This window comes from Inquilinus limosus (assembly GCF_002195995.1).
GTDB classification, from domain to species: domain Bacteria; phylum Pseudomonadota; class Alphaproteobacteria; order DSM-16000; family Inquilinaceae; genus Inquilinus; species Inquilinus limosus_C.
Genome location: NZ_NHON01000042.1, coordinates 1 through 14,158 on the forward strand (window position 1 = coordinate 1; position 14,158 = coordinate 14,158).

At 69.4% G+C, this 14,158-nt stretch carries 12 protein-coding genes; 9 read left to right on the forward strand and 3 right to left on the reverse strand.

The genetic code is table 11. The annotated features are described in order from the left end of the window. Positions 1-307, reverse strand: a 307-nt coding sequence (locus tag BWR60_RS20890; RefSeq protein WP_179221871.1) for an alcohol dehydrogenase catalytic domain-containing protein, incomplete at its 3' end; no start/stop codon positions are given. Positions 308-580: 273 nt separating this feature from the next. On the opposite strand from BWR60_RS20890, the gene BWR60_RS20895 reads away from it, so the two are divergent. From BWR60_RS20895 to BWR60_RS20920, 6 genes are all read left to right on the forward strand, one after another. Further along, positions 581-2,191 (forward strand): peptide ABC transporter substrate-binding protein, encoded by a 1,611-nt coding sequence (locus BWR60_RS20895; protein ID WP_088152948.1) that lies wholly within the window; start codon positions 581-583, stop codon positions 2,189-2,191. 192 nt (positions 2,192-2,383) lie between these two features. Then, the gene (locus tag BWR60_RS20900) at positions 2,384-3,301 is read left to right on the forward strand and encodes an ABC transporter permease (RefSeq protein ID WP_088152949.1); all 918 of its coding nucleotides are present in this window, start codon (positions 2,384-2,386) and stop codon (positions 3,299-3,301) included. Next, positions 3,298-4,191 (forward strand): ABC transporter permease, encoded by an 894-nt coding sequence (locus tag BWR60_RS20905; protein WP_088152950.1) that lies wholly within the window; start codon positions 3,298-3,300, stop codon positions 4,189-4,191. The genes BWR60_RS20900 and BWR60_RS20905 overlap by 4 nt, the downstream gene beginning before the upstream one ends. After that, positions 4,181-5,185, forward strand: a complete 1,005-nt coding sequence (locus BWR60_RS20910) for an ABC transporter ATP-binding protein (RefSeq protein WP_088152951.1) — start codon at positions 4,181-4,183, stop codon at positions 5,183-5,185. The genes BWR60_RS20905 and BWR60_RS20910 overlap by 11 nt, the downstream gene beginning before the upstream one ends. Continuing rightward, on the forward strand, positions 5,182-6,177 hold the full coding sequence (locus tag BWR60_RS20915) for an ABC transporter ATP-binding protein (RefSeq protein WP_088152952.1): 996 nt from the start codon (positions 5,182-5,184) through the stop codon (positions 6,175-6,177). The genes BWR60_RS20910 and BWR60_RS20915 overlap by 4 nt, the downstream gene beginning before the upstream one ends. Before the next feature lie 68 nt (positions 6,178-6,245). Next, positions 6,246-8,174: a S9 family peptidase gene (locus BWR60_RS20920; RefSeq protein ID WP_088152953.1), complete on the forward strand. Its 1,929-nt coding sequence runs from the start codon at positions 6,246-6,248 to the stop codon at positions 8,172-8,174. A gap of 244 nt (positions 8,175-8,418) precedes the next feature. Here the strand turns inward: BWR60_RS20920 and BWR60_RS20925 are convergent, their stop codons facing one another. Then, positions 8,419-9,438, reverse strand: coding sequence for a lipase family protein (locus BWR60_RS20925; RefSeq protein ID WP_088152954.1), 1,020 nt, complete (start codon positions 9,436-9,438; stop codon positions 8,419-8,421). A gap of 227 nt (positions 9,439-9,665) precedes the next feature. On the opposite strand from BWR60_RS20925, the gene BWR60_RS20930 reads away from it, so the two are divergent. The 3 genes from BWR60_RS20930 to BWR60_RS20940 all read left to right on the forward strand — a co-directional run bounded on the left by BWR60_RS20930 (position 9,666) and on the right by BWR60_RS20940 (position 13,626). Beyond that, complete coding sequence (locus tag BWR60_RS20930; RefSeq protein WP_088152955.1) at positions 9,666-10,556, forward strand: 50S ribosomal protein L11 methyltransferase; 891 nt, start codon at positions 9,666-9,668, stop codon at positions 10,554-10,556. Between the two features lie 153 nt (positions 10,557-10,709). Continuing rightward, the gene (locus BWR60_RS20935; RefSeq protein WP_088152956.1) at positions 10,710-12,071 is read left to right on the forward strand and encodes a glycerophosphodiester phosphodiesterase family protein; all 1,362 of its coding nucleotides are present in this window, start codon (positions 10,710-10,712) and stop codon (positions 12,069-12,071) included. Positions 12,072-12,372: 301 nt separating this feature from the next. Beyond that, a complete protein-coding gene (locus BWR60_RS20940; protein WP_088152957.1) occupies positions 12,373-13,626 on the forward strand; it encodes an MFS transporter in 1,254 nt (417 codons plus the stop codon). Between the two features lie 9 nt (positions 13,627-13,635). Here the strand turns inward: BWR60_RS20940 and BWR60_RS37155 are convergent, their stop codons facing one another. Next, entirely contained in the window at positions 13,636-13,890 is a 255-nt protein-coding gene (locus BWR60_RS37155) for a DUF1127 domain-containing protein (RefSeq protein ID WP_179221872.1), read from the reverse strand. Positions 13,891-14,158 lie beyond the last annotated feature (268 nt).

Consider the following 14,158-nt stretch of genomic DNA (forward strand, 5'->3'; position numbering starts at 1 on the left):
TCTTGCGCGACAGGCAGGACGGGCATTGCCGGCATTCCGGCGTGTACAAGGGGATCACATGGTCGCCCTTCTGCAGGCTGGTCACCCCCAGCCCCACATCGACCACCACGCCCGCGCCCTCATGCCCCAGGATCGACGGGAACAGCCCCTCCGGATCCGCCCCCGACAGCGTGAACTCGTCCGTGTGGCAGATCCCGGTCGCCTTGATCTCGACCAGAACCTCGCCGAACTTCGGACCCTCCAGGTCCACCTCCAGGATCTCCAGCGGCTTCCCTGCGGCGACAGCCACTGCGGCACGCGTCTTCATCTTCCCGGCTCCTCGCGAATCGTCCGGCGAAACCCTAGCGGACAGGTCGGCCCAGTCCCAGGCCCGACATGCCGCGGCTCCCGCCCCGATAACCTGAAGTTCAGGCCTCCGTCGCTTTCGGGCCTTGTCAGGAGCGACGGCCGCCTGCCCAAATCGCGACCGGCGGGGCGGACCATCCCCGCAAGACGCTGAGGCAGGAAGGCAAGAGAAGCCCGGCAGGACCGGGACCGCGGCGCCGCCTCGGCGCGGGGGATCACGACACTGGGGGTTTGCATGAGCTTTCTGAACAAATCGGCCATGGCGCTGGCCTTGTGCCTGGCGGTATCCGCCGGGGCCCTGGCCGGCCCGGCGGCGGCGGAGACGGTGCTGAACCGCGGCTTCGGCAGCGCGCCGTCGACCCTGGACCCGCAGCTGAACAACGGCGCGCGCGAGAACTACATCATCGCCGACCTGTTCGAGGCGCTGCTGATCCTGGACCCACAGGGCAACCCGCAGCCGGGCGCGGCGGAGAAGTGGGAGACCAGCGCCGACGGCCTGACCTGGACCTTCCATCTGCGGCCCGGGCTGAAATGGTCGAATGGCGACCCGATGGTGGCGGCGGATTTCGTGCGCGGCATCATCCGCGCCATCGACCCCGCGACGGCGTCGGAGCACGCCTACTATCTGACCGCCGTGCTGCCGATCAAGAACAGCAAGCCGTTCAACGAGGGCAAGCTGACGGATGCGAGCCAGCTGGGCGCTGCGGCGCCGGACGACCGCACGGTGGTGCTGACGCTCGACTACCCGATGCCGGACGCGCCCTACATCCTGGATTTCCACACCACCGCGCCGGTGCATGAGCCGAGCCTCAAGGCCGCCGGCAACAAGCTGGACTACACCCGGCCGGAGCTGTTCGTCAGCAACGGCGCCTACATGCTGAAGGAATACGTGCCGCAGTCGAAGGTGGTGCTGGTCAAGAACCCGAACTACTGGGATGCGGCCAACGTCAAGATCGACACGGTCGTCTACCACGTCACCGAGGACGCCTCGACCGAGCTGAAGCGCTACCTGGCCGGCGAGCTGGACAGCACCATGACGGTGCCGTCCGACCAGATCGAGAAGCTGAAGGCGGAGCGGCCGCAGGAGCTGCACCAGAACCCGACGCTGGGCATGAAGTATCTGAGCTTCCAGCCCGATGCCGGCCCGCTGTCCGACATCCGCGTGCGCAAGGCGCTGGCCTATGCCATCGACCGCGACTTCCTGCAGGAGAAGATCGAGAAGGCCGGCAACGTGCCGATGGTCACCTTCTCGATCAACCAGGATCCCAGCTACAAGCCCGGCCGCGTGCAGGAGGCCGGGCTGAGCAAGGAAGAACGCCTGGCCGAGGCCAAAAAGCTGCTGGCCGAGGCCGGCTACGGCCCGGACAAGCCGCTGGAGATCGAGATCATCGGCCCGTCCAGCGCCGCCAGCAAGCGGCGGGTCGAGGGTATCGTCGCGATGTGGAAGCAGAATCTGGGCGTCCGCACCAAGCTGGACCTGACCGAGGTGAAGACCTGGCTGGAGAAGCTGCACACCGGCAATTGGCAGGTCTGCATGGACAGCTATGGCGGCGACTATCCGCAGGCCAAGACCTGGCTGGACGCGCTGCGCTACAGCGGCACGGCGAGCTATCACTGGAAGGACGACGAGTACGAGAAGCTGATGGACCAGGCCAACGCCGTCGCCGCCGACAAGGCCAAGTTCTACGAGACGCTGGGCCAGGCCGAGCAGCGGATGCTGGACCAGTACGTGTTCATCCCGATCACGGTGTCGAGCGACAACCTGCTGGTCCAGACCTACGTCAAGGGCTGGGGCGCCAACCCGATCGGCCATCCGATGTCGAAGTTCCTGAGCATCGAGAAGTAGGCTCCGGAGTCCTTCGATCGACACCCCCCTCCCCCTGTCCCCCTCCCGCAGGGGGAGGGGGGACATGACGGTTCTGTTGGGGTCGTTCCCTCCGAGGGAGCAGTTATCTTGAGTCCCCCCTCCCCTCGCGGGAGGGGGCTAGGGGGAGGGGGTTCCCTCCGCCAGAGCAGAGACAGGGAGCCACCAGGGCCGATGGTCTTGTCCGTCCTTCGCCGCATGCTGGGCAGCGTGCCGACGCTGTTCGCGCTGGCGACGATCACCTTCTTCGTCATCCGGTTCGCGCCGGGCGGGCCCTTCGACGGCGAGAAGAAGCTGCCGCCGGCGCTGATCGCCCGGATGGAGGCGCAGTTCCACCTGAACGAGCCGCTGTGGCAGCAGTACCTCCGCTTCCTGGGCGACATCCTGCGGCTCGATTTCGGCCAGTCGATGTACTACCGCGAATACACGGTGACGCAGCTGATCGGCCACGGCCTGCCGATCTCGCTGCAGATCGGGCTGTGGGCCACGCTGCTCTACGCCGTCGCCGGCGTCACCCTGGGCGTGGTCGCGGCGCTGCGGCGCAACGGCCCGCTGGACAACCTGGTCAGCGCCGTCGCCATGGGCGGCATCGTGGTGCCGACCTTCGTCATGGCGCCGATCCTGCAGATCGTCTTCGCCCTGATGCTGAGCCTGGTGCCGGTGGCGGGCTGGGACAATGGCTGGCGGTCGATGGTGCTGCCGGTGGTGGCGATGGCGCTGCCCAACATCGCCTATGTCGCCCGGCTGACCCGCGGCGCCATGATCGAGACGCTGCGCAGCAACTACATACGCACCGCCCGGGCCAAGGGCGTGGGCGAATGGCGGGTGCTGACCCACCACGCCATCCGCGGCGCCATGATCCCGGTGATCGCGTATCTCGGCCCCGCCACCGCCGGGCTGATCACCGGGTCGATGGTGATCGAGACCATCTTCGCCGTGCCCGGCATCGGCCGCTACTTCGTCGAGAGCGCGATCAGCCGCGACTACACCATGGTGATGGGGGTCACGCTGGTCTATGGCAGCTGCATCATCCTATTCAACATGGTGACCGACGTGGCGCAGATGCTGCTGGACCCAAGGTCGCGCACATGACCGACGTCCCTGCCGATCTCGCCTTGCCGACAGAGGGCGCCGAGGGCGTCAGCCCGCTGCGCGAGGCGCTGCGCCGGTTCCGCGCCAACCGGGCCGCCGTGGCCAGCCTGGCCATCCTGATCCTGATCGTGATCTTCTGCTTCGGCGGGCCGCTCTTGTACAGCTACGAGCCGGACGACGCCAATTTCGAGGCGATGAACGCGCCCTTGGACCTGTTCTCGGCCTATCCCTTCGGCACCGACGACCTGGGCCGCGACCTGCTGCTGCGGATCATGGCCGGCGGCCAAGTGTCGCTGATCATCGGCCTGGTGGCGACGCTGATCGCGGTGGCCATCGGCGTCACCTGGGGGTCGGTCGCCGGCTTCCTCGGAGGCGTGGTCGACCAGGTGATGATGCGCATCGTCGATGTGCTGTACGGCATCCCCTATATCTTCCAGGTCATCCTGATCAGCATGGCGCTGGGCCGCGGCAGCACCGCCGTGATCATCGCCGTGGTGCTGTCGCTGTGGCTGACGCCGTCGCGCATCGTCCGCGCCCAGGCCATCGCGCTGCGCAACCGCGAGTTCATCGAGGCGGCGCGCGCCGGCGGCATGACCAAGCGGCAGATCGTGCTGAAGCACATCATGCCGAACTGCGTCGGCGTGGTGATCGTCTATTCCAGCCTGCTGATCCCCGACGTGATCCTGAGCGAATCCCTGCTCAGCTTCCTCGGCCTCGGCGTGCAGGCGCCGGAGACCAGCTGGGGCGTGCTGATCAGCGAGGGCCAGGCCAAGATCGAGACCGATCCGCATATGCTGATCCTGCCGGGCCTGGCCTTGGCCCTGACCCTGTTCTGCATGAACTTCGTCGCCGACGGGCTGCGCGATGCCTTCGACCCCAATGAGCGCTGATCCCCTGCTCTCCGTCGAGGGCCTCGGCATCCGTTTCCGGACCCGCCGGGGCGAGGCCGTGGCGGTGGATGGCGTCGACTTCACGGTCCGCCGCGGCGAGGTGCTGGGCATCGTCGGCGAGAGCGGATCGGGCAAGAGCCAGATCCTGCTGTCGATCATGGGCCTCTTGGCCGGCAACGGCGCCGCCACCGGCCGGATCCGCTTCGAGGGGCAGGACCTGCTGGCGCTGGACCGGCGTGGGCTGGACCGCCTGCGCGGGTCGGCCATGACCATGATCTTCCAGGACCCGATGACCTCGCTGAACCCCTATCACCGCGTCGGGGCGCAGCTGACCGAGGTGCTGATCCGCCACCAGGGCATGAAGAAGAAGCAGGCCTGGGAGACGGCCACCCGGATGCTGGACCGGGTGAAGATCCCCGATCCGGCGAAACGGATGCGGCAGTACCCGCATGAGCTGTCGGGCGGCATGCGCCAGCGGGTGATGATCGCCATGGCCCTCTTGTGCAACCCGCGCATCCTCTTGGCCGACGAGCCGACCACGGCGCTGGACGTCACCGTCCAGGCCCAGGTGCTGGATCTGCTGCGCGGCCTGGTGCGCGAGCTGGGGACGGCGGTGATCCTGGTGACTCACGACCTCGGCGTCGTCGCCGAGATGTGCGACCGGGTGCTGGTGCTCTACGGCGGCAAGGTGATGGAGGCTGCGCCGGTCGAGCCGCTCTTCGCCGACCCGGCCCATCCCTACACGCGCGGCCTTTTGGATTCGACGCCGGACCTGGAGGGGACGGAGGGCGAGCTGCGGGTAATCCCGGGCCAGCCGCGCGCGGCATCCGGCGACCTGCCGGGCTGCCCCTTCGCCCCGCGCTGCGACCGAAGGGTCGACGCCTGCACCGCCACCATGCCGCCGCTGCTGCCGGCCCGGGACGGAGACGGCCGCGTCGTCGCCTGCCACCGGCCGCTGCCGCAACCCGCCGCCGTGCCGGAGCTGGTGCCATGACCCCGGTGCTGTCGGTCCGCAACCTGAAGGTCCATTTCCCGCTCTCGGCCGGGCTGCTGGGCGGGCCGCCGCTGGTGGTGAAGGCGGTGGACGACGTGTCCTTCGACCTGGCGCCGGGCGAGGTGCTGGCGGTGGTCGGCGAATCCGGCTGCGGCAAGTCCACCTTGGGCCGGGCGGTGCTGAAGCTGATCCCGCCCACCGCCGGCACCATTGCCTGGAACGGCAGCGACGTGACCGGCCTGCCGGAGGATGCGCTGCGGCCGCGGCGGCGGGACATGCAGATCATCTTCCAGGACCCGCTGGCCTCGCTGGACCCGCGCATGACCGTGGCCCAGATCATCGGCCGGCCGCTGCGCACCTTCCACCCCGAGCTGAAGCGGGCCGAGGTCGCGGCCCGGGTCAACGAGGCGATGCGCCAGGTCGGCCTGTCTCCCGCCCTGGCCCACCGCTATCCGCATGAATTCTCCGGCGGCCAGTGCCAGCGCATCGGCATCGCCCGCGCCATCATCCTGCGGCCGAAGCTGATCGTCTGCGACGAGCCGGTGTCGGCGCTGGACGTCTCGATCCAGGCCCAGATCGTCAACCTGCTGATGCGGCTGCGGCGGGAGATGGGCATGGCGCTGATCTTCATCTCGCACAATATGAGCGTGGTGCGGCACATCAGCGACCGGGTGATGGTGCTGTATCTGGGGCGGGAGGCCGAGATCGCCGGCCGCGACGCCTTCTTCGCCCGGCCCCTGCACCCCTATGCCCAGGCGCTGCTCTCCGCCGTGCCGGTGCCGGACCCGGTGCGGGCGCGGCAGCGCCGGCGGGTGGTGCTGCAGGGCGACACGCCGTCGCCGATCAACCCGCCCTCCGGCTGCGCCTTCCGCACCCGCTGCCCGCATGCCGTGGACCTCTGCGCCCGGGCCGCGCCGGTGCTGCGCGATTTCGACCCCGGCCACCGCGCGGCCTGCCACCGGGTCGAGGAGCTGGCCGGCGTCCCGGCCTGACCGCGCCGCGCCCGCCATGCGTCCGGCGCCATATCCCGACCTGCCGCCGCTGGAGTAGCATTTCCGTCATGAGCATCGATCCCGGCTTCCTGGACCGCCTGATCGCAGCACCACGGCTGCTGTTCCCGGCCGTGTCGCCGGACGGGCGCTGGGTGGCCTGGCTGTGGAACGGCAAGGCCGAGGGCAACGGCCCCTGGGTCGCCCCGACCGCCGGCGACGTGGCGCCACGCCTGCTGCTGGAGCCGTTCTCCGGCTGGGATTGCGACAGCTTCAGTTGGGCGCCGGACAGCCAGGCCCTGATCGTCGCCCGCCGCCGCGACGGCGAGGAGCAAGTCGGACTGCAGCGGGTCTGGCTCGACCCCGCGCGGCCGGCCGAGGCGCTGCTGCCGGACCGGCCGGGCTACTACGTCTACACCGCCCAGCAGCATCCGGACGGGCGCCGGCTGATCTATGCCGCCAGCCGCGACCCGGCCACCGGGCTGGGCGGCGACATCCTGCATCTGTACGAGCACGACATCGCCACCGGTACGCAGCGCGTCCTCGCCTCGCCGCTGCGCTCCTGCAAGCTGATGCCGAAGCTGGACCCGACCGGCCGCCGCATCCTGTATCTGCGCAACGATCACCACCCCAGCGGCCGGGCGCTGTGGGTGTACGAGCTGGAGACCGGCACGGACCGCGAGCTGTACAACCCCGGCGGCCCGGCCAAGGCCGAGGGCGTGTGGTCGCCGGACGGTAGCCGCATCGCCTTCGTCGCCGAGGGGCCGTCGCACAAGCGGCTGGGGCTGATCGATGTCGCCAAAGACGAGCTGCGCTGGCTGGTCGATGACCCGGCGATCCCGGTCGAGCATGTGCGCTGGCCGTCTCAGGCCGATAGCGACCGGCTGGTGGTGATCGAATCCAGCGCGGCGCGGGACGAGGCCGGCTTTCTGGACATCGGCACCGGCGCCTACGCCCCGGTGTTCCGCGGCGGCGACATCCTGCGCCCGATCGCGCCGCTGCCGGATGGCCGCTGGGTACTGGAGCGCGGCCGGGCCACGGCGCCGACGTCGGTCGTCACCCTGGCGGCCGAGGCGCCGGACCTGCTGACCGCGCATGAGCTGACGCCGCTGCCCGAAGGCTCCCTGCCCGACCCGGCGGAGCTGAGCCCGGCCGAGCCCTTCTGGTGGCATTCGGTCGACGGGCTGCGAATCCAGGGCTGGCTGTACCGCGCCAAGGGCGAGGCGCGCGGCGCCGTGATCCATGTCCATGGCGGGCCGACCGCGCATTACGACGGCCGCTTCGATCCGATCCCGCAGGCGCTGTGCCGTGCCGGCTTCCATGTGCTGCAGCCGAACTACCGCGGCAGCACCGGGCTGGGCCTGGCCTTCCAGGAGGCGATCAAGGCGGATGGCTGGGGCGGCCGCGAGCAGGAGGACATCCGCACCGGCATCCTGGCGCTGATGAATGCCGGTCTGGCCCGGCCGGGCCGGGTCGGCATCACCGGCCTGTCCTATGGCGGCTATTCCGCCTGGTGGGCGATCACGCATTTCCCGCGCGAGGTGATCGCCGCCTCGGCCCCGATCTGCGGCATGACCGACCTGGTCACCGACTACTGGACCACCCGGCCCGACCTGCGCCCCTATTCCGAGGCGATGATGGGCGGCACGCCGGACGAGCTGCCGCAGAAGTACCGCGAGCGGTCGCCGATCCATGCCGTCGACCGGATCGAGGGAGCCCTGCTGATCGTCCAGGGCCTGACCGACCCCAATGTGACGCCGGAGCATGTCGAGATCATGCGGGCCGAGCTGGATGCCCGCGGCATCCCCTATGAGACGCTGCTGTTCCCGGATGAGGGCCACGGCATCGTCAAGCCGGGCAATTGCCGCGTGCTGTATGAGCGGCTGGTCGCCTTCTTCGACGAGGCGTTCGGGCCGCTGTCGGCGGATCCTGGAGCAGACGACATCGAGATGGTCGAATTGCCTCTCCCGCCGGACGCGGGAGAGGTCGGGCTCGCGTAGCGAGACCGGGTGAGGGCTGGCCCAGGCCTCGACGAAATCCCCTCACCCGGAGCCGCTTCGCGTCTCCGACCTCTCCCGCAAGCGGGACCTTTTCAGAACAGCAATCCATCCCTTTGCTGTCATTCCCGCGAAAGCGGGAATCTCTTTCCAGTCAGAGCGTTACGAGATCCCCGCTTTCGCGGGGATGACGGATTGAGGGATTCTGAAAAGGTCTCGCAAGCGGGAGAGGCAACAAGACGCTTGGTCAACTGGGCCTGTAGTCGACGATCGACGGCACCGCCGTCCCGCCCGGCGGCATGATGTTGGTGCCGCCCAGCGGCGCCATGTAGGTGTGGGTGCTGTGCTGCACGCCGGCCTGGTCGACCCAGCTGGTGCCAAGGCTGCTGCAGGCGCCGGAGAGCTGGGTGTTCAAGGCGGGCTGGACATAGCTGACGCCCTTCAGCTCGTTCTCGAAACGGGTCAGCCCGTCGGTGACGAAGCCGGGCGGCGTCAGGTCGCAGGGCTGGTAGATCGTCGCGATCCCCGGCAGGTTCCACCACGCATTCGGGACGATGTCGTAGTCGTTCCAGTAGCGCATCGAATAGGTGAAGTCCTGGGCGAACAGCGTGGCGAAGTCGGCATTGCCGGCGGTCGGCGCGGCGAAGGTGGCGGGGACGATCTGGGTGGTGATGGTGCCGAGGCTCTGCAGCCAGGGCGCCACGACGGTGGTCAGCGCCCCGCCCAGGCTGTGGCCGGTGACGACCAGCACCGGCTGCTGGTTGGCGTTCAGATAGCCGGGCACGAACTCCGCCAGCGTCTGGCCGTTCGAGCTGAGCTTCTGGATGACCTCGAGCGCCGAGAGGGTGCCCTTGGCGATCCGCGCCGTCTCGGTGGAGGGCGCCCAGGGCAGCGCCACCTGGTCGGGCACCCGCAGATCCTCGAACAACTGCTTGAGGATGCCCCAGGGGTCGTCGACATGGACGTCGGTGCCGCGCAGGCAGACCACCAGCAGCACCGGCACGTTCGACGCCGCGTCGGTGTAGGCCGCGGCATAGGCGAGGTTGCTGTCGTCCCAGTCCTTGGCCGGGCCCCAGACGACGCTCCAACTGCCGATCGAGGAGTCCGGCGCGTTCTCCCCCGGCGGCGGCATGCCGGGGACCGCCTCGGCGATCTGGTCGGTCGAGAAATACGAGATCTGGCACAGCTGCAGATAGCTGATCGCGAAGGGCGTGGGCGAGGTGCCGGCCTGGCCGGTGGCCCCCTGCCTGATCTGGTCCGGTGTCATGACGCCTCCATTCCGCGCGGATCTTGGCAGGCCGGTCCTGCGCCTGCGCGGCGAGGCGGGCCGGTCGCAACCATGACCGCTCGCGGCCCCGTCGGCGTCAACACCTATAAGTTGCGCAAAATACCACCAAACTCGCTAGAACGGACGGGGGCGACAACGCGGATGCAATCCGGCGGCCGGCCCGATACTGTGCGGCCGAGCACAGACCCCTGCCCTCTGGACCCTTGATGAGCCGCACCGTCCCCTCCGAAGCCGCCGCCGCCTGGCGCACCAGCATCGTCGTCAGCGCCGAGATCGGCGACGACGTGCAGACCGCCTTCGACGATATCTTCGCCTCGGTCGCGGCTTTCGAGATCGAGGAGGGCGGCGACTGGGTGATCGAGGGGATCGACCGCGCCCCGCCGGACGAGACGATGCTGGCCGCGCGGCTGGCCCTGGTCGAGAGCATGCTGGGCGTCGCCCTGCCGGCGCCGGTGGTGGAGAAGGTGCCGCCGACCGACTGGCTGGCCGCCACCTACCAGGCCTTCCCGCCGCTGCGCATCGGCCGCTTCTTCATCCATGGCTCGCATATCGAGGATGCGCCGCCGCCCGGCACCATCCCGCTGTGCATCGACGCCGCCACCGCCTTCGGCTCCGGCGAGCACCCGACCACCGAGGGCTGCCTGCGGGCGCTGGACCGGCTGTCACGCCGCCGCCGCTTCCACCGCATCCTGGACATGGGCTGCGGCACCGGCATCCTGTCCTTCGCCGCCGCGCGGCTGTTCCACGCCCCGGTGCTGGCCGCCGACATCGACCCGGAATCGATCCGGGTCACCCGCATCAACGCCCGGATCAACAGGCTGTCGGACCGGATCACCGCCGTGGTCTCGAACGGCTATGCCAGCCGGGTGGTGGCCGAGCACGGGCCCTACGACCTGATCATCGCCAACATCCTGGCCCGGCCGCTGATGGCGATGGCGGACGATCTGCGCCGCCACCTGGCGCCGGGCGGCGTCGCGATCCTGGCCGGGCTGCTGGAGCGCCAGGCGCCGCAGGTGCAGGCCGCGCACCGGCTGCAGCGCCTGACGCTGCAGGACAAGATCCCGATCCGCGGCTGGCCGACGCTGATCCTGGGCTGAGGACTGCGCTCCGCCGGCGACGGTTCGCTGCCCGAACATTGCCAAAACTTCATCTTCGGCGCCGCGGATTCCACCGGCGGAGTCACGGATGCGTCATGGCCGGCGCTCTAGCCTGGGGCGCGTTCACCCTGCCCCAGCCAAAGGTCGCCCCGCATGGGAAGCCTCCGCCCCGTCTCGCTGATCGCCCTCGCCGCCGTCGCCCTGGCCGCCGGCGGCCGCACGATCCTCGCTGCCGATCCGCAGCCCTTCCAGACCCTCGACGGCAAGCCGCCGCTGGTGATCGGCCATCGCGGCCTGCCCGGCCTGATGCCGGAGGAGACCCAGCCCTCCTACGACATGGCGGCGGCGCTGGGCACCGACGCGCTGGAGGAGGATTTGCACCTGACCCGGGACTGCGTCCTGGTGGCGCGGCACAACCCCTGGCTGAGCGACAACACCAACATCGCCGAGGTGGCGAAGACCAACCCGGAGGTCGCGGCGCGCAAGCGCACCGTGCCGGGCGTCATGGTCAAGGTCGCCTGGGCCCAGACCCCGACCAGCGGTCCATCGGAATATCTGACCGACCTGACCGACCCGAAGGATCCCAAGTCGGTGCTGAAGTCGCTGATCGTCGACGGCGAGGACCACACCCGCGACTGGGCCATCACCGACTTCACCGCGGCCGAGCTGAAGCAGTGGCTGGGCGGCACCACCTTCGACGCCGCCGCCCTGCGCCCGGCGGAGTTCAACGGCAAGTTCCCGATCCTGACCTTCCAGGAGATCATCGACATCGCCAAGGCGAAGAGCCAGGAGACCGGCCGGACGATCTCGGTCTATCCCGAGACCAAGAACCCGACCTGGAACAACGAGCAGGCGATCGCCAATGGCTGCGGCGCGCCGGGCAGCCGGCCGCTGGAGGATGCGCTGCTGAAGATCCTCGACGCCAACGGGCTGAACGCCAAGGACGCGCCGATCTTCGTGCAGAGCTTCGAGCCCGGCAGCCTGAAATACCTGCGCGCCCACGGGCTGAAGACCAAGGTGGTGCAGCTGATCGACGGCTACGACATCGACTACAGGACCGGCGCCGTGGTCTACAACGAGGTGGTCGACAGCCGGCCCTATGACTGGACCGTGGCCGGCGACCCGCGCTGGTTCGACGCGATGCTGACGCCGGAAGGCCTGGCCGAGATCAAGACCTATGCCGACGGCATCGGCCCGTGGAAGCCGCAGATCGTGCCGCTGAAGGTCGTGCCCTGGCAGGACAAGAATGCGGACGGCACCGCCTTCACCGGGTCGACCCCGCAGGCCACGACCCAGCCGCCGACCAGCCTGGTGGCCGATGCCCACAAGGCGGGGCTGTTCGTCCATGTCTTCACCTTCCGCAACGAGGGCAAGTACCTGGCCGGCGACTACAAGGGCGACCCGCAGGCCGAATACCTGAAGTTCTTCCGCCTGGGCATCGACGGCGTGTTCACCGACTTCACCAATGCCGGCGTGGCCGCCCGGGCCGCATATCTGCACGAGCTGGGGCGCTGAGGCTCGACGGCACGGTCCGAATCCCCCCTCACCCTCCCATTCGCCAACGCGAATGGGCCCCTCCCTCTCCCCAAGGAGAGGGAAGGTTTACCTCTCCCCTGGGGAGAGGTCGAAATCGCGACCCGCGATTTCGGGTGAGGGGGCGGCGCCGGCCCATCCCCTTATCTCAGCGCCTATCGCCTTGGAGCGACGGCGCGGCGCAGCGGCTGTCGCTTTCGGACAAAATCCGGGCGATTGCCCGGCCTAGGCTGAGTCTCCGGCGGCGGGATTCTCCGTCGCCGGTGCCGCCGAGGTCGATCCCATGTCCGCCGTGCTCTCTTCCGTCGCCGCGCTCCTGGCCGGGGTCGGGCTGATGCTGTGCGGCAACGGCCTGCAGGCGGTGCTGGTGGCGGTGCGGGCGACCGATGCCGGCTTCGGCACGGTGGTCACCGGCCTGCTCGGCTCCGGCTACTATGCCGGCTTCGTGCTGGGCTGCCTGCTGGGTCCGCATCTGGTCCGCCGCGCCGGCCATGTCCGCACCTTCGCGGCGGTGGCGGCGCTGGCCGCGGCGGTCGCCCTGTCCTTTCCGCAGTTGGTCCACCCAGCGCCCTGGATCGTGCTGCGCGGCGGCACCGGCTTCTGCTTCGCCATCGTGTTCATGGTGATCGAGAGCTGGCTGAACGAGCAGGCCACCAGCCGGACCCGCGGCACCGTGCTGTCGCTCTACACCATCGTCACCCTGCTCGCGATCACCATCGGCCAGATGCTGCTGGGGGTGGAGACCGGCAATCCGATGGCCGCCTTCACCTGGATCGCGATCATGATCTGCCTGGCCGTGCTGCCGGTCGCGATGACCCGCATCGCCGCCCCGCCGGTGCCGGAGGCTGTGCGGCTGCGGCTGGCCCGGCTGGTCGCGACCTCGCCGGTCGGCGCCGCGGCCTGCCTGGTGGTCGGCATCAGCAACGCCGCCTTCTGGTCGCTGGGGCCGGTCTTCGCCCAGGCCCGCGGCTTCGACGCCGCGACCGTGGCGCTGTTCATGAGCGTGGCGGTGCTGGGTGGCGCTGCCGGGCAATGGCCGCTGGGCCGGCTGTCCGACCGGGTCGACCGGCGCTGGACCATCGCGATCTCCGGCATCGGCACCGCGGCGGCCGGCATCGCCCTGCTGGCGGTCGACTGGCTGCCGGGGACGGCGGTGATCGGCCTCGCCTTCTTCTACGGCGCCTTCTCGCTGCCGCTGTATCCGCTGGCGCTGGCGCACACCTTCGACCAGGTCCGGGCCGGGGAGTTCGTCGAGACCTCCAGCGGCCTGCTGCTGATCTACGCCATTGGCGCTGTGGTCGGGCCGGTACCGGCCAGCCTGCTGATGGTGCGGCTGGGCAGCCCGACGCTGTTCGCCTTCGTCGGCGCGGTGAACTTGGTGCTGGTCGCCTTCACCCTTTACCGGATGAGCCGGCGGGCCCACGCCCCGGCCGAGTCGCGGCCGGGCTTCGTGTCGGTGCAGCCGGCGACGCAGGGCGCCATCGGCCTCGACCCGCGGGCGCCCGAGACGCCCGCCGCCGAGACTGCCGAACGCTGATCAGGCCGATCAGGCGGCGCCGGCCAGCCGGTTGGTGTTGGCGGCGCGCTGCAGCGAGGCGCGCACCGCGCCCTCCGGCAGCATGGCGGCGACATCCTCGTCGCCCTGGACCAGCACCGTCTCGATCAGGTTGCGGGTCAGGCCGATATCCTCGAGCTGCCGGTCGGTCAGCTCCATCAGCTCGTGATAGGTCATGCTGCGGTCGATGCCGCCGCGGATCCGGAAGAAGCCGCGGATGAGGGTGGCGAGAAGCTGGTATCCCATGATCGTGTCCCGTGTTTCCGCTTCCTGCTGGTGCAGGTTATTGCGTTGCAACATCCGCCACGGGGTGCCGTGGCGGGCTGGAGGAACGCAGCTTCCGGGAGACGTTTCCGAGATTGTCGTTGATGGAGGGATCACCAGGATAGCGATCCCGCATTGATAGAATGCGCGCTTGTTTGTGCAGCGCAATATCGAATTTGTGCATAGCAACATATCGGTTTACGCGGCCTCCCGGCGGTTGAGCGGGGCGATGCCGGCCGCTTCCCCCGCC

Excerpts from the sequence above, each read along its gene's own strand:
- BWR60_RS20895 (WP_088152948.1), top strand. The coding sequence starts at position 581 with ATGAGCTTTCTGAACAAATCGGCCATGGCGCTGGCCTTGTGCCTGGCG.
- BWR60_RS20900 (WP_088152949.1), top strand. The coding sequence starts at position 2,384 with ATGGTCTTGTCCGTCCTTCGCCGCATGCTGGGCAGCGTGCCGACGCTG.
- BWR60_RS20905 (WP_088152950.1), top strand. The coding sequence starts at position 3,298 with ATGACCGACGTCCCTGCCGATCTCGCCTTGCCGACAGAGGGCGCCGAG.
- BWR60_RS20910 (WP_088152951.1), top strand. The coding sequence starts at position 4,181 with ATGAGCGCTGATCCCCTGCTCTCCGTCGAGGGCCTCGGCATCCGTTTC.
- BWR60_RS20915 (WP_088152952.1), top strand. The coding sequence starts at position 5,182 with ATGACCCCGGTGCTGTCGGTCCGCAACCTGAAGGTCCATTTCCCGCTC.
- BWR60_RS20920 (WP_088152953.1), top strand. The coding sequence starts at position 6,246 with ATGAGCATCGATCCCGGCTTCCTGGACCGCCTGATCGCAGCACCACGG.
- BWR60_RS20925 (WP_088152954.1), bottom strand. The coding sequence starts at position 9,438 with ATGACACCGGACCAGATCAGGCAGGGGGCCACCGGCCAGGCCGGCACC.
- BWR60_RS20930 (WP_088152955.1), top strand. The coding sequence starts at position 9,666 with ATGAGCCGCACCGTCCCCTCCGAAGCCGCCGCCGCCTGGCGCACCAGC.
- BWR60_RS20935 (WP_088152956.1), top strand. The coding sequence starts at position 10,710 with ATGGGAAGCCTCCGCCCCGTCTCGCTGATCGCCCTCGCCGCCGTCGCC.
- BWR60_RS20940 (WP_088152957.1), top strand. The coding sequence starts at position 12,373 with ATGTCCGCCGTGCTCTCTTCCGTCGCCGCGCTCCTGGCCGGGGTCGGG.
- BWR60_RS37155 (WP_179221872.1), bottom strand. The coding sequence starts at position 13,890 with ATGGGATACCAGCTTCTCGCCACCCTCATCCGCGGCTTCTTCCGGATC.